This window comes from Actinokineospora alba, from assembly GCF_004362515.1.
Classification (GTDB): domain Bacteria; phylum Actinomycetota; class Actinomycetes; order Mycobacteriales; family Pseudonocardiaceae; genus Actinokineospora; species Actinokineospora alba.
Window position 1 is genome coordinate 5,450,078 of record NZ_SNXU01000001.1, and the last position, 20,775, is coordinate 5,470,852.

Below are 20,775 nucleotides of genomic sequence, written 5' to 3' on the forward strand. Positions count from 1 at the left end.
ATCAGCGGAGCTGCCCCTTGACACCGCCGATCGAGAGTTAAAAGCGGCCAGGACGAGGGAGCAGGGGGAACTGCAGGGATTAAGAGCATCGCTTGGGTGCTCTTGTCCGGGGTGGGTGCGCGGGACGGGTGGGGGTTGGCCACGTAGACCACTCCGGGTTCGCAGGCCGGATGGCGTTCTCGCGGAGGGCCGCCGCCCTGGTGGGGATAGGCGTGGTGCCATGGCCTTGCGCGGGGATTTGGCCACGCCAGTTTCGCCAGGTTTGCCCGCAGGATGATGTTCTCGCCGAGGACGCCACCTTGTTGGGCGTGGTGCCGAACTCGGTGGTGCGGCCGGCGATCTACGTGGGTGGTGTCGGCGACTGGTCCGAACCGCTCCTCGACGGCGACCCGATGCTGGGGTCCGCCGAGACCGTCTCCTTATCGGCCCGGTCTGTCACGTGGCTCGGTGTGTGGGGGCTGCGGTCTGAACCGGCTGTGTTCCCAGGGGGCTGGGCGGCGGCTTCTCGCAGTTCTGTCGCCGCGGTTTCGGCGAGGGTCGCGCGTTGGAGGGCGGCGCCCAGTTTTTGGTGCAGGTCGGCGACCGCGTCTTGGTGTTCGCGGGTGAGGGTCGACAACCGGGTCTCCGCCCGGGTGGCGTGCCGGTCCAGTTCTGTGCGGTGGCGCTCCTCCACTCGCGCGAGTTCGGCGCGGACTCCCGCGGTGTCGGCGCGTGCGGATTCGAGGGCGGCCTCGGCGCGGGCCAAAGCCTTGGTGGCCGCGGCCCGGTCGTCGACGAGCCGTTGCTCGAGGCCTGCCAGTTCCGCGCGGACCGACGCCAGTTCCTGACCGGCCGCCGCCGCTGCCTGTAGCGCGGTGTGCTCGCGCTGGGCTGCGTCTCGGGCACGGTGTTCGGCTTGTTCGGCCCGCTCATGTTCGGCGTCGCGGCGCGATTCGGCGCGGGCCTGTTTGAGTTCGGCGGCCCGCGCCTTGGCGGCTGCTTCATCGCGGGCGTGTTCAGCGGCTTGCCGGGCGGCTGCGTGTTCTTCGGCTGACGCCCGTGCCTCCGCGGCGGCCTGTTCTGACTCCGCGGCCTGGCGTTCGGCCCGGTCCCGCAGGCCCCGGTCCTCGGCCGCCGCCTTGTCCGAGGCTTCCACCGCGGCCAGCGCCGACTTCACCTCCGTGTCCAACCGCGCCACGACCTGCTCCAAAACGCCCTTGAGCGCGTCCGCGGGAGCAAGAACCCGCGAAACGTGCTCACGGACGTCCGTGGCGAACCCACCCAGTGCCAACGTCCCCGGATCCACCCCCAGCGCGGCTCGCAGCGAACTTTCCGCCGCCGCCAGCTGCTTGCAGGTCGCGTTTCCCGCCCACACCCGGTCCGGGCAGAACTCGTACGGTCGCCCGCCGCGCGGTCCCGGCGGGGGGAGCGGGTTACGGCACCGACTGAACCCACACAAAGCGTTTCCATCCAACCCTGGCTGCATGTTCCCAACCCTAGTTGATCAGATAGATAACCGCTAACCCAAGTTAAAGATAACTAACTACAACCTACCTTACCTACGAAACAGACCTTTCGTTGGTAACCCGTCCCCTGTCGGTGATCGGTGCCAAGATGCTGGAAAGTCGGCCTGAAATCGGCCGGAAACTGGGGTCGAAAACTAGGAGACCGTCACCGTGACGAAACTGCGTGTCCACTGCTTCTCGATCTCACTCGACGGTTACGCCGCCGGACCCGCCCAGAGCGCAGGCGATCCGCTGGGCGTGCGTGGCGCAGAACTGCACGAGTGGGTCTTCGCCGAGGGCCGCGACCCTGCCGTGGACTCGATGATGGACCGCGGCATCGACGGCATCGGCGCCACCATCATGGGGCGCAACATGTTCGGCCCGGTCCGCGGACCGTGGGAGGACGACACCTGGACCGGCTGGTGGGGGCCGAACCCGCCCTACCACCACCCGGTGTTCGTGCTCACCCACCACCCGCGCGCGCCGATCACCATGGAGGGCGGGACCACGTTCCACTTCGTCGACGACGGCATCGAGTCCGCGCTGGCCAAGGCGGTCGCCGCCGCGAACGGTCAGGACGTGCGGCTGGGCGGGGGAGCGTCGACGGTCCGGCAGTACCTGCGGGCGGGCCTGGTCGACGAGATGCACCTGGCGGTGGTGCCCGTGCTGCTCGGCGCGGGGGAGCGGCTCTTCGACGACGGGATCACCGACTTCGAGTGCGCCGAATCCATCACCGTCGACTCGATCGCCCACATGCGCCTGGTGAAGACGGGGTCCTGACCGGCCCGGAGGATGACGACGCCCCGATTGAGGGTTGTGCGTGCTGGACTTGTCGCGCTGTGGGTCGCGGTGAGCGGACCGGTAGCTAGATCAGGCGGCTGGTGAAGCCGGCGTCGACGAGCCGCTGGTAGGCGGCGTGCACCGGTTCGGGCACGTCCTGCTCGATGGCGAAGCCGAGGCGGGCGTACTGGGTGATGCGTTGGGTGTCGCCGACGAGCATGGTGATGACACGGTCGACGTCGCCGATCGTCGCGATGTACTCGTCGAGCGGAAGCGGCCGGGATGAGCAGATGACCTCGACTTCGGGCCAAACCTTGCGACAGGTCGCGTAGGCGCGTCGCTGTTGGTAGGGCCGGGAGATCAGCATGATCGAGGCCGGGTGGATGTCCGCGTCGGCGAACACCCCTGCTGGTAGAGCCGCGCGGTGTGGATTGCGACGCCGAGGTCGTGGGAGCCCAGGCCGATCCCGACGTCACAGCGGTGGGGCTGGTGGCCCATGTCGTGGTAGGCCCACAGGGTTTCGACGTCGGCACGCAGGTTCGCGGGCAGTTCGGTGGTCGCCATGACCCGGCAAGGTTACGGGCGCCGCGGGTCGGTGCCGTGCACGCCCATCCGGTGCGGCTGCGTGTCGGCTGACGGTCGCGCAGCAGGGTCGATCGGCTCTTGTCGCGATTTCGGCCGGGGACGAGAGTGGCCTGAAAGGACAGATCCTCGCAAAGGGAAACTCGAGGAGCCCGGTATGCGATCCTTTTCGGCAATCCTCGCCGCAGTCCTCATCCTCCCTGCCGGTCTGCTGACAGCGACCGTCGCAGCGGCCGTTCCCATCACGCCGGGCGGCTCGGCAGAGGTGACTGTCGGCAGCAACGACAACCTGTTCTCGCAGAACAAGCAGAACGAGCCGGGGGTCGCGGTGAACCCGGTCAACCCGCTGATCCTCGCGGCAGGCGCCAACGACAACATCGACATGGAAGCCTGCAACGCCGGTGACGACCGCACCTGCCCCTTCACCCCTGGTGTGGGCCTCTCGGGGGTCCAGTTCTCGACCAACGGCGGTCTCTCGTGGACGCAGCCGACCTACACCGGCTACTCAGCACGCGTGACGCCGAGCTGCCTCGGCCAGCCGGACGTCGCGGTCGGTCAGCCGCCCGCGGGTGACACCGGCTGCGTGCCCGACCCGGCGGGGCCGATCGGCACGTTGCCGAACTACACCGAGAACGGCATGGTCTCCAACGGCGACCCGGAACTCGTCTTCGGTCCGGCACCGGACGAGAGCGGCGACTTCTCCTGGGCGAACGGGCAGCGGCTGTACTACGCGAACATCGCCACCCCGTTCCCCGGCAATGCCGGGTTCAGGGGTGCGGGCGCGATCGCGGTGTCGCACACGCTCGACCTCACCGGTGCCATTGCCGGGGACAACGCCGCATGGTCCGACCCGGTGGTCGTCACCCGGCAGAACACGGCGCTGTTCAGCGACAAGGAACAACTGTGGGCCGACAACGCCGAGACCAGCCCACACTTCGGCAACGTCTACGTCTGCAACGTCGGCTTCCGCGGCAGCGCCGGGTCCGAGCCCGTGCTGTTCTCGCGGTCGACCGACGGCGGCGACACCTGGACCGTGCGGCAGCTGAGCGAGGCGACGAACAACAGTCAGACCGGCGGGCGGCAGGGCTGCGCGATCCGCACCGACAGCGCGGGCGTTGTCTACGTGATCTGGGAAGGGACGTCCATCCCGTCCGGGCAGGGCGTCTTCTTGCTGGCGCGGTCGTTCAACGGCGGCGCCACCTTCGAGCGGGCCCGGCCCATCGTCGCGGTCGAGGGCATCGGCCAGTTCGACCCGGCGCAGGGACGGTTCACCATCGACGGCATCGCCGGGGCGCGCACCAACACCTTCCCGAGCATCGACATCGCCAACGGCGCCCCGTCCGGAGCGGACGCGACTGATCAGATCCTGGTCACTTGGTCCGACGACCGGGCGGGCACGAACGCGGAGCGGGCGTACGTCATCTCCTCGACCACGGGCGGTGACACCTTCTCCGGCGTCATGGACGCCAACGACGGCGCCGACCGGGCCAACTTCCCGGCCATCGCCATCTCGCCGGACGGCACGGACGCCTGGCTGGTCTACAACGCCTGGCTGGACCCGTGGCGCACCGAGACCACGTCCCCGCGGCGGGTGCTCGGGGTCGTGCGCCACGCCCAGATCGCCGGCGGCGTCCTCGGCCCGTGGACGACGGTGCTTCGCGGCCCGGACGGCGACGGGCGTGCCTCCAGCGCCAACGGCCTGACCTCGGAGTTCCTCGGCGACTACAACTATGTGGTGGCCACCGATGACGCAGCCACGGCGGTGTGGAACGACATGCGCGACGGCATGGTCTGCCCGGCCATCAACGCCTACCGGCAGGCGTTCGTCGAGGACGTGCTGGCAGGCGATGCGGCGCCGATCGTGGCCGACCGGCCGCGGGACCGCGCGTCGGCGGGCGAGTTGCCCGCGGCCCACTCCACCGCGCTGCGACCCGGTCCCAACAACCAGTGCCCGTCCGGCTTCGGCGGTTCGAGCATCTACGGAGGTTCGTTCAGCGACGACGACTGACCGCCGCATGATCGGCCCGCGCGGCTGGTGAAGACGATCAGACCTTCTTGACCACGCTCGACTTGAGCTGCATCGGCCCGAAACCGTCGACCTTGCAGTCGATGTCGTGATCACCCACGCCGTCGACCAGTCGGATGTTGCGGACCTTCGTGCCGACCTTGATCGCCGTCGGGAACCCCTTGACCTTGAGGTCCTTCACTACGGTCACGGTGTCCCCGTCGGCGAGCGGGTTGCCGACCGCGTCCTTGATCAGCTTGGCCGCCTCGGGGACGGCGGGCGTCCACTCGTGCGCGCACTCCGGGCTTACTCGCTGCCACAGGCCGGGCACGGTGGCAAGGCGTCACTCATGGCTGAAGGCTAACCCGCCCGTATGCTGATCAACCGGAGACCACGAGCGGGGGAGCGGACGTGACCGACGCCCTCGTCGCCGCGAGCGACGACATCTGGCCCGGCGTCGACGACCCCGCCCGACTGCTCGCCCTGCTCAGCGACTGGCTGCTCGGCTACGCCAACCGCGCCACCCGCCACAAGTACGCCGAATCCCTGGGCCTGCCCGTCAGCGCTGGCGACCTCGACCCATGGCGCGAACGCCCCGAGCTCGCCCCCGTCGTGCACGCCTATGCCCACACCCTCGGCATCCCCACACAGCAGGCGGCGACCACAACGAACCGCCCACCCCCGGCCCGACGCGGCAGGCTGCGCCACCTGCACTGGCTGCGCTGGTGCGGCGCCCGCGGCCTCGACCCACTGGCCGCCAACACCACCCACGTCAAGGAATGGCTCGACGACCTCACCGTCGACGGCGCCGCCAAAGCCACCCGCGACCGCATGCTCGGCACCCTCAAAGCCTTCTACGGCCACCTCGCCGACGAAGGCGTCATCACCGCCAACCCCGCCGCCCTGTCCCGGCGCCGCCTCGCCGTGGCCACCGACCACGACACCACCCGCACGGTCACCCTCACCGCCGAGCAGGTCCGCGCCCTGCTCGCCGCCGCCGCGGCCCCACGCCCCGGCCGCGACCGGCTTGGCACCCTGCGCGCCACCGCCGTCATCGCCCTGTTCACCCTGGGGATCCGCGTCTCCGAGCTGTGCGACCTGACCCGCGCCGACCTGCACTCCACCCGCGGCCGCGCCGCCCTGCGCGTGCCCGGCAAGGGCGACAAGCCGCGCGTCGTCTACCTCTCCGGCCTCGCCCACGACGCCCTCAACGCATACCTGCACCACCGCGCCACCGACACCGCCCCCGCGATCCGCGGCCAGGTCAAAGCAGGCACCGAACCACTGATCAGCACCCGCGACGGCAAACCCATGGCCCGCACCGACGTGTGGGCGCTGCTGCGCCGCATCGCCGCCTCCGCCGGACCCGACCTCGCCGACGTCGCCACCCGCATCCACCCCCACGCCCTGCGGCACTTCTACGTCACCGCCGCCGTCGAGGCGGGCGCCGAACTGGTCACCGTGCAGGCCGACGTCGGCCACGCCAGCGTCGACACCACCAACCGCACCTACAACGCCGCCGCCCGCACCCCCGAACGCAGCGCCGTCGACCTCGTCGCCGACGCCATCACCGGAGCTGGCTGAGCAGCAACACCCCGAACGCGAGCATCGTCGCCGCCACCAGCCCGTCGAGCACCTTCCACGACGCCGGCTTGGCGAAGAACCCGGTGAGCAGCCGCGCGCCGAACCCGAGCGCGGAGAACCAGCACAGGCTCGCCAGGACCGCCCCGACCGCGAACCCCCACCGCAGCGACCCGTGCGCGGCTGCCAACGAGCCCAGCAGCAGCACGTCGACATAGACGTGCGGGTTGAGCCACGTCAGCGCCACGGCGGTGAGGACCGCGGGCCGTGCCGACCCGCCCGCGGCGACCAGCACGGACGGCCGCAGCGCGCGCCGGGCGGCCATCGCCGCATAGGTGAGCAGGAACGCGGCGCCGACCAGCGTCAACACCGTCGTCGCCGCGGGCCACGCGCCCGCAACGACCCCGACCCCGGCGACCCCCAACGTGATCAGGACCGCGTCGGACCCGGCGCAGATCGCGACGATCACCGGGACCGCGTGCCGCTGGATGCCCTGGCGCAGCACGAACGCGTTCTGCGCGCCGATGGCGACGATGAGCGAGAGTCCCGTGCCGAATCCAGCGGCCACGGCGAACAGAAACGGTCCCATACCTCCGAGGCTAGGAAGCGAGCTGTCAACAGTCCAGTTCAAGATTTTGACGTATCATTAGCGCTCGTGATGCCTGAACTGCCGCTCGACCTGGTCCGAACCCTGCTCGCCGTCGTCGACGAAGGCACCTTCGACGCCGCCGCGGCCGCCCTGCACGTCACCCCGTCCGCGGTCAGCCAACGGGTCAAGGCCCTCGAACAGCGCACCGGCCGGGTCCTGCTCATGCGCACCAAACCAGCCCGCGCCACCGAGTCCGGTGAAGCCGTCATCCGCTTCGCCCGGCAACTGCTCCAACTCGAACGCGACACCCTGACCGAACTCGGTCTGCCCACCGCGGGCGAAGCCGCCCGCCTGGCCATCGCCGTCAACGCCGATTCGCTCTCCACCTGGTTCATCCCCGCCATGACCCGCGTCCCCAACCTCCGCTTCGACCTGCACCGCGAAGACGAAGGCCACACCACCGCCCTCCTCCGCGAAGGCCTCGTCATGGCCGCGGTCACCTCCACCCCCGACCCCGTGCAGGGCTGCTCGGTCCGCGCGCTGGGCAACATGCGCTACCTGCCCTGCGCGAACCCGGCCTTCGCCGCCCAATGGCTCGACGGACCGCCCGCCCTGGTGGCCGACGCGCCCGTCCTCGTCTTCGACCGCCGCGACCAGCTCCAAGACCACTTCGTCGCCACCGTCGCCCCCGGCCGCGAAGCGAGCCAGCACCGGCACTACATCCCCTCCTCCGAAGGGTTCGTCGACGCCGTCGCCGCCGGACTCGGCTGGGGCATGGTCCCCGAAGTCCAAGCGCGTCCCCGCATCACCGCCGGAACGCTCGTCGACATCGGCGGGCCCATCGACGTCCCCCTCTACTGGCAGCAGTGGAAACTCGACTCCCCACCACTGGCCGCCGCCGCCCAAGCCATCGCCGCGGCCGCCGCCATCGCCCTCAAACCCCACACGCGACATCACGCCCGGATCAGCTGACCTACTGCGGCAGGCGCTCGACGACGGGCGCCTGCCGCAGCCACCGGGGGAGCAGCAACGCGACCAGGGCGACCAACGCCGCCACCCCGAACACCTCACCCACCGCCCACACCCCGTACACCGCCAACGCCGACACCTCGATCCCGATGCCGGCCACCGACGTCACCGTCGCCCGCGCCGGACCCTCGATGCTGTCCTGCAACCGCGCCTCGGCCACCACCAACACCAGCTGATACAGCCCATAGAACCCGGCCACCACCAGCAGACCGGCGGGGGAGCGCAGCACCCCGGACACCACCAACACCGCCACCGCGACACCCAGCAGCACCCCGAGCGTCCGGGTCCGCAACCGGCTCCCGAACCCACCCAGCGCGGCACCGGCCGCACCGGCCAACGGGATCGCGACCATCGCCAACGGCACCCACCCCGCGGGGACACCCCACGCCAGGGCCATCAGCGGGAAGTACTCCTCGAACGCGTCCAACCCGCCCAGCAACGCCACCACGATCACCGCGCGCCGCACCACCCGGTTGGCCGCAGCCTCCCGCAAACCCACCTTGAGCATCTCGACATAACCGAGCTCATCACCGTCAGCACCCCGCACGGCCTCCGGAAACCGCGACGCCACCCACGCCGCCGCCAGACACACCCCGACACTGACCCACGCCGCCAGCCGGTACCCGCCGAGCGCGAACAACCCCGACGCCAACGCCGCCGTCGGCAGCTCCGTGAGCAGATTGACCGCCGTCACCCGCCCGTTGACCAGCGCGAACGTCGATTCCTCACCTTGCGCGGCCAACCCGTCATAGAGCAACGCCTCGAACGCGCCCGACTCCAACGCCCCACCGAGACCCCACAGGACGAACCCGACCGCGAACCCGGCGAACCCCGGCAACGTGATCCACAGGACGTACCCCAGCGCCTGCAACAGACTCGCGCCCACCAGGGACGACCGCCGCGAGAACCGGTCGGCCACCGCACCCAGCGGCACCTCAGCCAGGATCGACACCGACGACCAGATCAGGAACAGCAGCGAGATCTCCGCCCCGGACAGACCGGTATCGGCGAAGAGAACGGCGTACAGCGGGTAGATCGGGACCAGGTAGGTCAGCGCCGCCCACCACAGCGACACCCGCACCAACCCGCGCACGGACTCCGGAGGTCTACGTCAACCAAATGGCATACGCCGAGATTAACCGACCCCAACCGCCGCGGCACCCGGATTAAGCCACTCACCAGGCGATTCCCACGCCGCCAGCCGCAACCGGCTCTCGAACCGCCGCGGGAGCCCCGACACCGGGTCGGTGAACTCGAGGACCTTCGCCAGCAGCTGCAGGGGAGCGGTGAAGTCGCCCAGCGGCTTCTCCGTCAGCACGGGGTAGAAGTCGTCACCCAGGATCGGCACACCCAACCCGGACATGTGCAACCGCAGCTGGTGCGTCCGCCCAGTCTCCGGCGCCAGCCGATAGCGCCCGACCCCGTCGCGCGCCTCGATCAGCTCGACCCGGGTGCGCGCGTTGACCTCACCGGGGACCTCCTGCGCGGTGATCACCCCGCGCTCTTTCATGATCCGGCTCTCCACCGTCACCGGCAGCTCAAGATCCGGGTCGTGCCGGGCGACCGCCTCGTACTCCTTGCGCACCAACCGGTCCCGAAACAACGTCTGATACGCGCCGCGCAGCTCCGGGCGGACCACGAACATCAACAACCCGGCCGTCACCCGGTCCAACCGGTGCGCCGGACTCAGCGTCGGGATTCCCAGCTCCTGGCGCAACCGCACGAGCGCCGTCTGCACGATGTGCTGGCCGCGGGGGATCGTCGCCAGGAAATGCGGCTTGTCCACGACCAGGATGTCGTCGTCCTGGTGGACGATGCCGATATCGAACGGCACGGGCACCTCCACCGGGAGATCCCGGTGGAACCACACGAACGACCCGGGTTCATAGGGAGCGTCGATGCCGACCGGCCCATCGAGCCCGACGATCCGCTCCTCCCGCAACATCATGTCGATGCGCCCCGGATCCACCCTCGGCAACCTCTCGACAAGGTGGTCCCGAATCGTCGCCCACGACCCCTCCTCCGGCAGCCGAAGGCGGGCAGCGTCGAGCCCATGGCGCTGGGGGAGAGGGGAGCGAAGTTTGCGTCTCATCGCTGGTCAGCCTACCTACAGGCCGATCTGGTACAGGATGAAGCCGCGGTTGACCGCCACCTGGTCATACAACCGGCGCGCCGTGGCGTTCGACTCCTGCGTCGACCAGTACACCCGCGCGCACCCCTGAGCACCAGCCCACTCGGTCACCTCGGCGATCAACGCCCGTGCCACACCCAGACCGCGAGCCACCGGATCGGTGAACAGGTCCTGCAGGTAACACACGTCGGCCGAGGTCGTGCTCGCGTGGACGAGGAAATGCGCGATCCCCACCAGTTTCCCGTCGACCTTCGCGCCGAGCGCGTGCATCCGGGTGTCCTCCTGGAACGCCGACCACGCCCGCGTCATCGCCTCGGTGGGCAGCGTGCGCCCGTAGAAGGTGTTGTAGCCGGCGAATAGGACCTCCCACGCCTCGCGGTCCGCTGGGTCGAGCTTGCCGACGCTGATCATCGATCACCTTCCGAGAGGGTTCGCGCCCGACCCTACCCACGGGCGGAGGGCCGGGTTGCCAAGCTCAGCGACCCGGCCCTCCGTCGTGCGCATCAGGTGATACTCAGCCGGAACCACCGCGACCAGCCGGTCCGGATGTCCCACCAAGCGCTGTACATCAGCCCGTCCGAGCCCACCGCGAACACGTCGATGTGGTTGCTGAACCGCTCGATCGCCGCCACATGCCCACCGGACTGCCCGATTCCGCCCGAGATGTTGAACCAGTTCGCCCAGCCCGAAGCCGCGTCCCACCACGTGCTGTAGATCCGGTTATCCGTCCCGACGGTGAACAGATCCAAATGGTTCGCGCCCCGAGGAATCGCCGTCACCGACGACCCCGGCGACGCCAACCCACCAGACACGTGGAACCAGTTCGACCACCCCGAAGCCGCATCCCACCACGCCGACATGATCCGACCGTCCGACGCGGTCGTGAACAAGTCCAGATGGTTCGGGTTACGCGCCACCACGTTCACCGTCGAGTTCGGACGCGCGGTCAACGTGCCCAGGCGGAACCACGACGCCCACCCCGAAGCCGCGTCCCACCACGTGCTGTAGATCCGGTTGTCCGTGCCCACCGTGAACAGATCCAGGTGGTTCGGGTTCCGGGCGATCGCCGTCACCGTCGCCCCGTTGGCCGCGACCCCACCGGAGACGTGGAACCAGTTCGACCACCCCGACGACACGTCCCACCACGCCGACATCGTCCGGCCGTCAGCAGCCGTGGTGAACAAGTCCAGGTGATCCCGGTTGCGGGCCACGACGTTGACCGTCGACCCGGCCCGCGCCGTCAGCGAGCCGATACGGAACCAGCCCGACCAGCCCGTGGTCACGTCCCACCACGCACTCCACACCCGGTTGTCCGTGCCGACCGTGAACAAGTCCAGGTGATTCGGATACCGCGCGATCGACGTCACCGGCGACCCAGACCCGCCCGGCGACGCGATGCCACCGGACACGTGGAACCACCCCGCCCACCCGGACGACTGGTCCCACCAGTTGCTCATCGTGCGCCCGTTGCTCGCCACCGCGAACACATCGAGGTGACTCGGGTACCGCGCCAGGACACTGATCGGCGTCGGCCCCCGCGACTGCAGCGTGCTCAGCGGCTCCAGCCGGTTCCAGATCACCTGGCGGCACACCCGGCAGAACGGCGCGCCCAGCTCCCGCATCTTGCAGTTGTGCTCCGGCCGGAACGCGCCGCAGTGGTAGTAGTGCGCGCCCTCGAACGCGCCGACCGTGCCCGCCGGAACGGTGCTGGCCCGGTTGTCCACCTTGGTGCAATCCGGGTTGCTCATCGTCGGGATCGCGGTGCTCGACGCGACCGCCCACCGCCACTTCAACGTGGCCCGGTTGCTGTTGACCGTCACGTTCGGCTCCGACGGCTCACCCGCCGGGTGGTGGTCGTGCCCGGTCTCGTTGCCGCCCGCGTAGTACGCGTACTCATCGGCCAGGCCGAACGCGGTGTGCCCGGCCTCGTGGATCGCGATCTGCGTGGCCCCGTTCGCCAGGGAGTACGTCCCGACCGACCCGCCCGCACCGCCGTAGACCGTCGAGTTCACCACGACCAGGACCAGGCTGTGCTCCGGCACCTGCGCCGTGGCCACCTGCAACGCCGTGGACTGGTTGCACAGCAGCAGCCTGCGAATCCCGTTGCCACCGAACGTCGCGTCGAAGTACGTCCGAGCCGTCGCGCCCGTGCCGCCTGCCGCGACCGGGTCGTCCGCACCGGAATCCGTGGAAGCCACGTTCACCCGGAACACGTTGATCGCCGGGCTCAGCTCGTCGAACGGCGGCGTCGCCTTCAGCGCGTTGACGAAGTCCTGCGCCGCGGTGTTGAACGCGGCCTGCTGCCCGGCGGTGAACCCCTCAGCGAGCAGCACGATGTTGAACGCCCGATTGCGCGGCGCGGAGCCCGCGATCTGCGTTGTGCCCTGGACGGCGCCGTCCGACGTGGTCATCGCGCACCCCCCGTGAGCGGGAACGTGCCCAGCTCCACGACGTCACCGGCACCGGCCTCGGCCTCGGCGACGTCACCGGTCGGCGGGATCCGCACCACGGTCACGTGGTCGGCCCGCTCGGTCGTCGGCACGACCACGGTGAACGCGCCCTGACCCCGCGGCACGTCGGTGCGCGTGATCGGCTCGTTCGGGTCCTCGGGGAACACCTCGACACTGGTGTCCATCCCGGACCGAATCGGGACGCGGCTGAGCATCTCCTCATTCGCGTCCCGCACCTCGACGTGGTTGCCCACCACGTCCTCACGCGGCAGGTCGAAGCCGCTGACGGCGACGTCCACCGGCTGCTGCAGCAGCAGCCGCACCTCGTCACCCTCGTACTCGAACAGCAGTCGGACCGCCGTCGGCTCACCCGACGGGCTCGGGTCGGTCATCGCATTGCCTCCATCCCAGCCTGGCGCGTCACACGCCCTGACATGCGGAAAGAGGCCCGCGAAGCAGCGGGGGATACCGAAAGGGGTCTTACTGGGGTCTTACGGCCCTAGAGGGCACCGTCCGGATCGGACAGATCCGCCAACACCCGGTAGGTCCGATTGCTCGCCGCGGCGGCCCGGCGATGGGTGCCGGTCGCCTCGATGTAGTTCTGGCTCGTGTTCAGACTCGCGTGGCCCAGCAGCGTCATGATCTCCACCGCGTTCGCCCCGTCCTCGGCCAACCGGGTCGCGAACGTGTGCCGCAGCGCGTGCAGATTCGCCCCCGCGGGAACCCGGTCGTGCATCCCGGCCCACCGGAAACACGACTTCACCAGGTAATCCAGCGCGCCCCGGCCGATCGCGGCGCCGTCAGAACCCAGCAACAGGGGCGACTCGGCGGTGAACCGGGCCGAGAACCGCTCGTCACAGGACGCCACATAGGACTCGATCACCCGCTCCAGCGGCACCTCGATCGGAATCGACCGCTCCCGGTTCCCCTTGCCGTGCACGAACAGTCGGCGCTCGCCGGGACGGCCCACCATGGCCGACCTGGTCAACGCCCGCATCTCCGAGGCCCGGAGCCCGGCCACCAGGCCCAGCGCCAACACCAGAAGATCGCGCTCCGGCCACTCCACTCGCGACCGCCGCGCCCCCGACGCGATCGCCGAGAGCAGCTGCTCCGGTGTGGACTCGCCCCGCAGCGGCTTGGGGGACAGGGGAGCGGCCCGCGGCCGCCCGATCGCCCCCATCGGATTGCCCGGGCACAACCCGTCGGCCACACAGAACTGGAAGAACTGGTTCCACGTCGACCAGGCACGCGCCACCGAACTCTTGGCATGGGTGTCGGCGAAGCTTCCGAACGCCGCCCGCAGCGGCTGCGCCGACACCGCGACCAGATCGATGTCCTCGACCTCGACCTCCAGCACAGCCGCCACCTGGGCGGACACGCCCGCGAAGTCCCGCCGGTAGGCCGCCGTCGTGTGCGGCGAGTCCTTACGCGTCCGCCTCGCGACGAAGAACGCCTCTTGGGCGTCGATCAACTTCACTCTTAGTACATACAAGGTGACACCGACAAAAACCCAATCCGCCGCGACCGCGACCCGGAAGTGGAAGGCTGGCACCGACCAGCAGTTGCCCAAAAGGAGTGCTTGTGACCGACGTGAACATCCGCCGCGCGACCATCGACGACGTCCCGGCCATCGTGGCCCTGCTCATGGACGACGCGATCGGTGCGACCCGGGAGTCCGCGGATGACCTGACCCCGTACAAGGACGCCTTCGCGGTCATCGACGCCGATCACCATGAGTTCCTGGCCGTAGCGGACCGTGACGGCGAGATCGTCGGCACGTTCCAGCTGTCCCTGCTGCCGGGCCTGTCCCGGATGGGCGCGTTCCGGGCGCAGGTGGAAGCCGTGCGGGTGGCCGCCTCGGCACGGGGACTCGGCCTGGGGGAGACGATGATGCGCTGGGCCATCGAGGAGGCCCGCAAGCGCGGCTGTGTGATGGTGCAGCTCACCTCGGACAAGAAGCGCCAGGACGCCCACCGGTTCTACGAGCGCCTCGGCTTCACCGCGACGCACGAGGGCTTCAAGCTCGCACTCTGAGCCGGATCAAGAAGTTGATCTTTCATGCATAATAGGCATTATGCATGAAACATGCGTTCGAGAGGGCACGGGCTGACTTCGGGGCATGGGTTGCCCTGGACGCCTTTACGGACTCGCTCCACGGACGTTTCAGACGCGGCGCGCACCCGCTCGGTTTGAACTCGGCCGAGGAGTCGCCAGCTCCAAAATCGCGCCGAGGAGCCTTCTGGGACGCTTTCTGGAGGTCTCGGCGTACCACCCTGGAAACGTCACAGTGACGTTTCCGCCCTGGGTCGGCGGGCCTGGAACTCGATATATCGTAAGTTCGATAATCGACATTATGTAAAGTAAAGCGGTGGAGCGCTCAGGCGAGACTCCCCGACTCAGGCGATGAGCCAGCTCGACGTTCCGTACGGAAGGGGCTCTCGCACCTGCGGCGTCACGGCCGTGATGGTGACGTCCTCGTCAAGGTGGGTCATGTGCAGACAGGCCAGCACCGGTCCGCACGCGAGCACCCGCAACGAACGGCCATGTCTGGCACACGCCCGGTGCGCCCGGACCAACGTCGCGGTGCTCGCCCAACTCAGGAACGTGACCGACGTGAGGTCGATGACGACTCGCTTGGTGTCGGAGTCGTCGGTGCAGGCAGCCATGATCTGGTCGTACCAGGGTCCTTCAGTGGCCAGGTCGATGCGGCCGGAGGCGGCGATGGACACGGTGCGGCCCGTGCGCTCGACGGTGATCTTGACGGCCCGCCGGGCCTGCTCGGCCGGTGTCCGTGCGAACTTCAACGCCACTGCGGTGTCCCCTGTCGTCCGGCGGAGTGTGCCCTACTCCCCCTTGATCAGTGTGGGCCCGGAAAGGTTGCCAACGATTTCCTATTTGTTTCAACCTGCCAAGTCCAGGGCGGACGTAGTCACGATTGAAGGGACCCGGTCCGCAGCGGGCAGTCGACACCCCGCGCATACGGTCGGGACCAGCGAGTCTCCTGACCTGCACTTTTGCCCGGTTCCCTCAACCTCTACTTCAGGCTTGCACCACCTAACCTTCTAGTTGAGGTCGAGGGAGGAATTCTGGTGCGGCGGGCCCGTCGAGGCTCCTACGGTTGCCACATGCGGTCACTGGTCGAGCTCCCCAAGGTCCACCTCCAAGTCCACCTCGAGAGCACCATCCGCTCCGCGACGCTGGTGGAGATCGGCGCGGGTCACGGGATCGAGGTGCCGCCGGAGGTGTCGGACGGCCCGTTCTCGTTCGACGGGTTCCGGGCGTTCGCCGATCAGAACTCGCGGGTGCGGGAGTGCCTGCGCGCGCCGGAGGACTTCCGTCGGATCGCGGTGGAGTTCTGCGAGGACGAGGCCGCCCAGGGCGCGCGGTACGCGGAGGCGATGTTCACCGCGGCGTCGCACGGTGAGCGGCTGGGCGATCTGGAGACGCCGTTGGCGGCGGTGTTGGACGGGCTGGCCGAGGGGCGGCGGCGGTTCGGTGTCGAGGTCGGGTTGATCCTGGACCACTCGCGGCGGCGGTCGGTGGAGCGGGCGTGGCGGTCGGTGGAGTTGGCGTCGCGGTTTCCGGGTGTGGTGGGGGTCGGGTTGGCCGGTGATGAGGCTTATCCGGCGGCGCCGTTCGCGGAGGTCTTCGCCCGGGCCAGGGAGTTGGGGCTGCGGGTGGTGCACCACGCGGGCGAGTGCGGCGGTCCGGACAGCGTGCGGGAGGCCGTTCGCGTGGGGTCGGCGGAGCGGATCGGTCATGGGATCTCGGTGTTGGCCGACCGGGAGGTGCTGGCCGAGGTGCGGGATCTGGGGATCGCTCTCGAGGTGTGTCCGTCGTCCAACGTGGCGTTGGGGTTGGTGGGGTCGCTGCCGGAGCACCCGCTCCCCCGGCTTGTCGCCGCTGGGCTGGCGGTCACGCTGAACACCGACATCCCGAATGTCACCGGGACGACGCTGACGACGGAGTTCGAGCTGGCCCGGTCGGTGTTCGGCTTCGACGACGAGGTGCTGGCCGGGTTCGCCCTGGCGTCGGTCGAGGCGTCGTTCGCCCCTGCCGGGGTGAAGCGTGAGCTGGCGGCTGGGGTGGCTCGCTGGCTCGGGTGAACGGGTGCGTGTCGGTCCCGGTTTTGTCGGTGCCCGGTGCTACGAATGTGATGGGAGACATAAGGATTCGCCGGGAGGTGTGCGATGACCGAGGACGAGCGGCGGGCGTTGGACCATGCCGCGGAGGGATCGGTGTTGTTCCACAGTGGACTATGGGGTGCGCCGATGGGTTTCCTGTGGGCGGGTGCCGACGGCGCCCCCGCGGGGCAGGTGCCGCAGTGGGAGTCCGACGCGCTGACGTTGTTGGAGCGGCGTGGTCTGGTGGCGATCCGGCCGGGGGTGGGCACGCGCGACGCCCGGGTCGAGGCGACGCGGGCGGGCGCGCGGTTGTTGATGTCCTGATCAGGCGGGGACCGGGAGTGCTCGGGTGCGTTCGGCCCAGCGGACGGCGGGTCCCATGGCGATGCCCGCGGCGAGGAACAGTGCTCCGAGGGTGAGCCAGCCTGCGGTGCCCCAGGTGAGGATCATCGTGGTGAGCAGCAGCGGGCCGAGCATGCGGGCGATGGCGAATCCGGAGCCGAAGAACCCCTGGTACTGGCCGTGTTTGTCGGCGGGGGCGAGGTCGAAGCTGACGGCGTAGGTGCCGGCGCTGTGCAGCATCTCCCCCAGCACCTGCAGTGTGGCCGCGCCGAGCAGGACGGTGGCCGCGACCCAGGGTGAGGCGCCCGCGGCGGTGAGCGCGAAGGCGGTGCAGGCGGCGAGCAGGATGGCGCCGCCGTGGCGGATGGAGCGGGTCGCGGTGCGCAGGTCGGTGACGCGGCGGGCGAGGCGCACCTGGAACAGCACGACGGCCATGGTGTTGAGGACGAGCAGGGTGGAGACCATGGCGGTGGGCGCGCTGGTGCGCTGCACGATCCACAGCGGGATCGCGAGGTTGATCAGCGGGATGTGCAGTTGCAGGACCATGTTGAGCAGGGCGACGACGGCGTAGGGGCGGTCGCGGAGCACGGCGAGCCGTGGCTCCCCCGCGGTGGCGGTGGCCCCGGGGACGGCGGGTGCGGCGCGCAGGATGAGTGCGCAGCCGAGGAAGCCGATGGCGTCGATGGCGAAGACCGCGAGGTAGGCGGGCGCGGTGTCGAGTTGCAGGGCGAGTCCGCCGAGTGCGGCGCCGACGGCGAGCCCGGCGTTGAGGGTGGACTGCAGGTGGGCGCGGACTTCCGTGCGTCGGGTGGGGTCGATGGTGCCTGCGAGGAGGGCTTGGCGGGCGGCGGTGAGGCCGCATTGGCAGACCGCGTAGACGATGGCGGCGGCGATGAACAGCGGGTAGATCCGCACGACGAGGAACGCGCTGATCGCGATGGCGGTGGCGACGGCGAGTGCGGTGGCGACGCGGCGGGGTCCGTGTCGGTCGGCGAGTTGGCCGAGCCAGATGCCCGCGAGCATGCCGACGCCCCAGCCGAGGGTGAGGCCGAGTCCGATCTGGGCGGCGGAGAGTCCGACGACGCGGGTGAAGAACAGGGCTGAGGTGACGTAGAAGGCGCCGTCGCCGACGGAGTTGGTGAACTGGGCGAGCGCCAGGGTCCTCGCGGGTCCCGCCGGGGGGATGATCCTGCTGGTCATGGGGTTAATCTAGGGTTTGGATTGGCCAGGGATAAGCTCCAATTCGAGCCGTTCTGACTGGGCCAATGTGGAGGTGTCGGTGGACATCCATGTGACCTTGTCGGGTCGGGGTGACTTGGCGGCGCAGATCTACCGGCAGCTGCTCGACGCGGTGCTGGATGGGCGGTTGCGGCCCGGTGAGCGGCTGCCGCCGAGCCGTGAGTTGGCGGTGCGCCTGTCCGTCTCCCGCAACACGGTCGGGGTTGCCTATGACCGGCTGACGGCCGAGGGGTTCCTGGTGGGCCGGGTCGGTGCCGGCACTTTCGTGTGCGATCGTCCGGCGACGCGGTCGCGGTCGGCGCGGGCGTCGGCGGAGGTGCTCCCCCGTGCCCGGTGGCGGTCGGTGCCCGCGGAGTCGCCGTCGTGGGAGCCGCGGTTCGACTTCCGGGTGGGGGTGCCGGATGTGGATCTGTTCCCGTGGGCGACGTGGCGCAGGCTGGTGTCGGCGAGTCTGCGGCGGTCGGCGGTGCGTTCGGCGGATTACGCCGACCCGGCCGGTGAGCGGGTGCTGCGGGAGGCGGTGGCCCGGCATGTCGGGTTGGCACGGTCGGTGCACGCGGGTCCGGACGATGTGGTGATCACGCAGGGGGCGCAGCAGGCGTTGGACCTGATCGCGCGGGTGCTGATCGATCCGGGTGAGGTGGTGGCCGTGGAGGAGCCTGGGTATCTGCCTGCCCGGCGGTTGTTCGCCGCGCACGGCGCGCGCGTGGTCGGGGTGCCGGTCGATGATCAGGGCTTGGTCGTGGCGGAGCTGCCGTCGTCGGCGCGGGTGGTCTACACGACTCCGTCGCACCAGTTCCCGCTCGGCATTCCCATGTCGGTGGCGCGGCGCGCGGAGCTGTTGGCGTGGGCGGGGCGTCGGGGCGCGGTGGTGGTGGAGGACGACTACGACAGTGAGTTCCGGTTCTCCGACCGTCCGCTGGAGCCGCTGCAGAGTCTCGACGGGCAGGGGCGGGTGGTTTATGTGGGGACGTTCTCCAAGACGTTGCTGCCCGCGCTGCGGTTGGGGTTCCTCGTCGCTCCCCCGGCGGTGCGCCGGGCGGTGCGGGCGGCTCGGCAGCTGTGTGACTGGCATGGGGAGGTGACCGGGCAGCTGGCGTTGGCGAAGTTCATCGAGGAGGGCCTGCTCGCCCGGCATGTGCGGCGGGCGGGTCGGGAGTATGGGCGTAGGCACGCGCGGATCGTGGCGGTGTTGGAGCGGGATTTCGCCGGGGTGGCGAGGGTGGTGCCGTCGGCGGCGGGGCTGCATGTGTTCGCGGAGACCCCCAAGCCGTTGGATGCGCGGGTGGCGGCGGCGCGCGGGGTCGGTGTGAACACTCTGGAGGGTTTGTGTGAGCACACCGGTGGGCGGTCGGGGTTCGCGTTGGGCTTCGGAACGATCGGCTACGAGCAGATCGAGGAGGGCTTGGCCCGGTTGCGGGAGTGTCTGGCGGACACTGGTTGTCCGCAATAGCTGAGAGACTGGTCCCGTGTTGGAAACCTCGGCCCGCCTGTTGCGGCTGCTGTCACTGCTCCAGACCCGGCGGGACTGGTCGGGTGCGGACCTGGCCGACCGGCTCGGGGTCACCGACCGGACCGTGCGCCGCGACGTGGACAAACTCCGCTCTCTGGGCTACCCGGTGCACGCGGTCACGGGCACCGCGGGTGGCTATCGGCTCGGCGCTGGGGCGGACCTGCCGCCGTTGCTGCTCGACGATGAGGAGGCGGTGGCGGTGGCCATGTGCCTGCGGACGGCGTCCGGGGGCACGATCGCGGGCATCGAGGAGACGTCGGTGCGGGCGCTGGCGAAGCTCGAGCAGGTGCTGCCGTCGCGGCTGCGCAACCGGGTGCACTCGCTGCAGTCGATCACCGTGCCGATTCACCGCGGCGGCCCGACGGTGGACCCGGGCACGCTGACCGCGATCGCCAACGCGTGTCGCGACAACGAGCGCCTGCGCTTTGACTATCGCAACCACGACGGTGAGGAGACGCTGCGCAGTGTGGAGCCGCACCGGCTCGTGCACACCGGGCGGCGTTGGTACCTGGTCGCGTTCGACGTCGACCGCGACGACTGGCGGACTTTCCGGGTGGACCGGCTCACCCCGCGCATCCCCACCGGCCCGAAGTTCGTCCCGCGCGACCCGCCGGACAAGGACCTGGTCGCGTACACCAGCTACGGCCTGTCCAACGCGGCGTACCAGTACCAGGCGGTGATCACGCTGCACCTGTCCGCGGAGGCCGCCGCGGAGCACGTCTCACCATCGGCCGGGATGCTCGAACCGATCGACGACAATACCTGCACGCTGCGCGTGGGAGCGAATCACCTCGACGGGATCGCGGTGTGGATCTCGATGATCGGCTGCGAGTTCGAGGTGCACGAGCCCCCGGAGTTGATCGCCCGCCTGCGCGGTCTGGCGGACCGGATCGGCCGGGCCGCCGACACCTCGACCTGACATTTAC

The 20,775-nt window shown here is 69.7% G+C and carries 20 protein-coding genes and 1 pseudogene; 9 read left to right on the forward strand and 12 right to left on the reverse strand.

Annotation, left to right across the window (positions count from 1 at the left end; all coding sequences use genetic code 11):
- Positions 1-340: 340 nt before the first annotated feature.
- Entirely contained in the window at positions 341-1,354 is a 1,014-nt protein-coding gene (locus C8E96_RS24975; RefSeq protein ID WP_091368894.1) for a coiled-coil domain-containing protein, read from the reverse strand.
- Positions 1,355-1,655: 301 nt separating this feature from the next.
- Between C8E96_RS24975 and C8E96_RS24980 the strand changes: the two genes are divergently transcribed.
- Positions 1,656-2,264, forward strand: a complete 609-nt coding sequence (locus C8E96_RS24980; protein ID WP_091368896.1) for a dihydrofolate reductase family protein — start codon at positions 1,656-1,658, stop codon at positions 2,262-2,264.
- A gap of 85 nt (positions 2,265-2,349) precedes the next feature.
- Here the strand turns inward: C8E96_RS24980 and C8E96_RS24985 are convergent.
- Positions 2,350-2,828: pseudogene (locus tag C8E96_RS24985) on the reverse strand (YdcF family protein).
- A gap of 175 nt (positions 2,829-3,003) precedes the next feature.
- Here C8E96_RS24985 and C8E96_RS24990 point away from each other — a divergent pair.
- Positions 3,004-4,854, forward strand: coding sequence for a sialidase family protein (locus C8E96_RS24990; RefSeq protein WP_091574774.1), 1,851 nt, complete (start codon positions 3,004-3,006; stop codon positions 4,852-4,854).
- 37 nt (positions 4,855-4,891) lie between these two features.
- On the opposite strand, the gene C8E96_RS24995 is transcribed toward C8E96_RS24990, so the two are convergent.
- Positions 4,892-5,182, reverse strand: a complete 291-nt coding sequence (locus C8E96_RS24995; RefSeq protein WP_133794762.1) for a zinc ribbon domain-containing protein YjdM — start codon at positions 5,180-5,182, stop codon at positions 4,892-4,894.
- 80 nt (positions 5,183-5,262) lie between these two features.
- Here C8E96_RS24995 and C8E96_RS25000 point away from each other — a divergent pair, with 80 nt between their 5' ends.
- Positions 5,263-6,435, forward strand: a complete 1,173-nt coding sequence (locus C8E96_RS25000; RefSeq protein ID WP_091368901.1) for a tyrosine-type recombinase/integrase — start codon at positions 5,263-5,265, stop codon at positions 6,433-6,435.
- Here the strand turns inward: C8E96_RS25000 and C8E96_RS25005 are convergent.
- The gene (locus C8E96_RS25005; RefSeq protein ID WP_091368904.1) at positions 6,419-7,021 is read right to left on the reverse strand and encodes a LysE/ArgO family amino acid transporter; all 603 of its coding nucleotides are present in this window, start codon (positions 7,019-7,021) and stop codon (positions 6,419-6,421) included. The genes C8E96_RS25000 and C8E96_RS25005 overlap by 17 nt on opposite strands.
- 69 nt (positions 7,022-7,090) lie before the next feature.
- Between C8E96_RS25005 and C8E96_RS25010 the strand changes: the two genes are divergently transcribed.
- Positions 7,091-7,993, forward strand: a complete 903-nt coding sequence (locus C8E96_RS25010) for a LysR family transcriptional regulator ArgP (RefSeq protein ID WP_091368906.1) — start codon at positions 7,091-7,093, stop codon at positions 7,991-7,993.
- A 1-nt stretch (position 7,994) separates the two neighbouring features.
- Here the strand turns inward: C8E96_RS25010 and C8E96_RS25015 are convergent, their stop codons facing one another.
- The 6 genes from C8E96_RS25015 to C8E96_RS25040 form a co-directional block, all read right to left on the reverse strand.
- Entirely contained in the window at positions 7,995-9,143 is a 1,149-nt protein-coding gene (locus C8E96_RS25015; protein WP_228769599.1) for an MFS transporter, read from the reverse strand.
- 42 nt (positions 9,144-9,185) lie between these two features.
- Complete coding sequence (locus C8E96_RS25020; RefSeq protein ID WP_091368909.1) at positions 9,186-10,142, reverse strand: RluA family pseudouridine synthase; 957 nt, start codon at positions 10,140-10,142, stop codon at positions 9,186-9,188.
- Between the two features lie 15 nt (positions 10,143-10,157).
- Positions 10,158-10,592, reverse strand: coding sequence for a GNAT family N-acetyltransferase (locus tag C8E96_RS25025; RefSeq protein WP_091368912.1), 435 nt, complete (start codon positions 10,590-10,592; stop codon positions 10,158-10,160).
- A gap of 92 nt (positions 10,593-10,684) precedes the next feature.
- The gene (locus C8E96_RS25030; RefSeq protein ID WP_091368916.1) at positions 10,685-12,592 is read right to left on the reverse strand and encodes a M64 family metallopeptidase; all 1,908 of its coding nucleotides are present in this window, start codon (positions 12,590-12,592) and stop codon (positions 10,685-10,687) included.
- The gene (locus C8E96_RS25035) at positions 12,589-13,023 is read right to left on the reverse strand and encodes a hypothetical protein (RefSeq protein ID WP_091368919.1); all 435 of its coding nucleotides are present in this window, start codon (positions 13,021-13,023) and stop codon (positions 12,589-12,591) included. Before C8E96_RS25035 ends, C8E96_RS25030 begins: the two co-directional genes overlap by 4 nt.
- A 107-nt stretch (positions 13,024-13,130) precedes the next feature.
- Positions 13,131-14,108, reverse strand: a complete 978-nt coding sequence (locus C8E96_RS25040; RefSeq protein ID WP_091368922.1) for a tyrosine-type recombinase/integrase — start codon at positions 14,106-14,108, stop codon at positions 13,131-13,133.
- Positions 14,109-14,221: 113 nt separating this feature from the next.
- Here C8E96_RS25040 and C8E96_RS25045 point away from each other — a divergent pair, with 113 nt between their 5' ends.
- On the forward strand, positions 14,222-14,665 hold the full coding sequence (locus C8E96_RS25045; RefSeq protein ID WP_228769660.1) for a GNAT family N-acetyltransferase: 444 nt from the start codon (positions 14,222-14,224) through the stop codon (positions 14,663-14,665).
- Between the two features lie 362 nt (positions 14,666-15,027).
- On the opposite strand, the gene C8E96_RS25050 is transcribed toward C8E96_RS25045, so the two are convergent.
- The gene (locus tag C8E96_RS25050; RefSeq protein WP_091368928.1) at positions 15,028-15,441 is read right to left on the reverse strand and encodes an STAS domain-containing protein; all 414 of its coding nucleotides are present in this window, start codon (positions 15,439-15,441) and stop codon (positions 15,028-15,030) included.
- A 315-nt stretch (positions 15,442-15,756) separates the two neighbouring features.
- Between C8E96_RS25050 and add the strand changes: the two genes are divergently transcribed.
- Positions 15,757-16,737: an adenosine deaminase gene (gene add / locus C8E96_RS25055; protein ID WP_091368932.1), complete on the forward strand. Its 981-nt coding sequence runs from the start codon at positions 15,757-15,759 to the stop codon at positions 16,735-16,737.
- An 84-nt stretch (positions 16,738-16,821) separates the two neighbouring features.
- Complete coding sequence (locus tag C8E96_RS25060) at positions 16,822-17,079, forward strand: hypothetical protein (RefSeq protein WP_091368937.1); 258 nt, start codon at positions 16,822-16,824, stop codon at positions 17,077-17,079.
- Here the strand turns inward: C8E96_RS25060 and C8E96_RS25065 are convergent, their stop codons facing one another.
- Positions 17,080-18,297 carry an MFS transporter gene (locus tag C8E96_RS25065; RefSeq protein ID WP_091368940.1) on the reverse strand — a complete coding sequence of 406 codons (1,218 nt, stop codon included), beginning with the start codon at positions 18,295-18,297 and terminating at the stop codon, positions 17,080-17,082.
- Positions 18,298-18,376: 79 nt separating this feature from the next.
- On the opposite strand from C8E96_RS25065, the gene pdxR reads away from it, so the two are divergent.
- Positions 18,377-19,789 (forward strand): MocR-like pyridoxine biosynthesis transcription factor PdxR, encoded by a 1,413-nt coding sequence (gene pdxR, locus C8E96_RS25070; protein WP_091370106.1) that lies wholly within the window; start codon positions 18,377-18,379, stop codon positions 19,787-19,789.
- Between the two features lie 16 nt (positions 19,790-19,805).
- A complete protein-coding gene (locus C8E96_RS25080; RefSeq protein WP_166658113.1) occupies positions 19,806-20,768 on the forward strand; it encodes a helix-turn-helix transcriptional regulator in 963 nt (320 codons plus the stop codon).
- Positions 20,769-20,775: the final 7 nt, after the last annotated feature.

Excerpts from the sequence above, each read along its gene's own strand:
- C8E96_RS25030 (WP_091368916.1), bottom strand. The coding sequence starts at position 12,592 with ATGACCACGTCGGACGGCGCCGTCCAGGGCACAACGCAGATCGCGGGC.
- C8E96_RS25005 (WP_091368904.1), bottom strand. The coding sequence starts at position 7,021 with ATGGGACCGTTTCTGTTCGCCGTGGCCGCTGGATTCGGCACGGGACTC.
- C8E96_RS24990 (WP_091574774.1), top strand. The coding sequence starts at position 3,004 with ATGCGATCCTTTTCGGCAATCCTCGCCGCAGTCCTCATCCTCCCTGCC.
- add (WP_091368932.1), top strand. The coding sequence starts at position 15,757 with ATGCGGTCACTGGTCGAGCTCCCCAAGGTCCACCTCCAAGTCCACCTC.
- C8E96_RS25035 (WP_091368919.1), bottom strand. The coding sequence starts at position 13,023 with ATGACCGACCCGAGCCCGTCGGGTGAGCCGACGGCGGTCCGACTGCTG.
- C8E96_RS25065 (WP_091368940.1), bottom strand. The coding sequence starts at position 18,297 with ATGACCAGCAGGATCATCCCCCCGGCGGGACCCGCGAGGACCCTGGCG.
- C8E96_RS25020 (WP_091368909.1), bottom strand. The coding sequence starts at position 10,142 with ATGAGACGCAAACTTCGCTCCCCTCTCCCCCAGCGCCATGGGCTCGAC.
- C8E96_RS25060 (WP_091368937.1), top strand. The coding sequence starts at position 16,822 with ATGACCGAGGACGAGCGGCGGGCGTTGGACCATGCCGCGGAGGGATCG.
- C8E96_RS25025 (WP_091368912.1), bottom strand. The coding sequence starts at position 10,592 with ATGATCAGCGTCGGCAAGCTCGACCCAGCGGACCGCGAGGCGTGGGAG.
- C8E96_RS25010 (WP_091368906.1), top strand. The coding sequence starts at position 7,091 with ATGCCTGAACTGCCGCTCGACCTGGTCCGAACCCTGCTCGCCGTCGTC.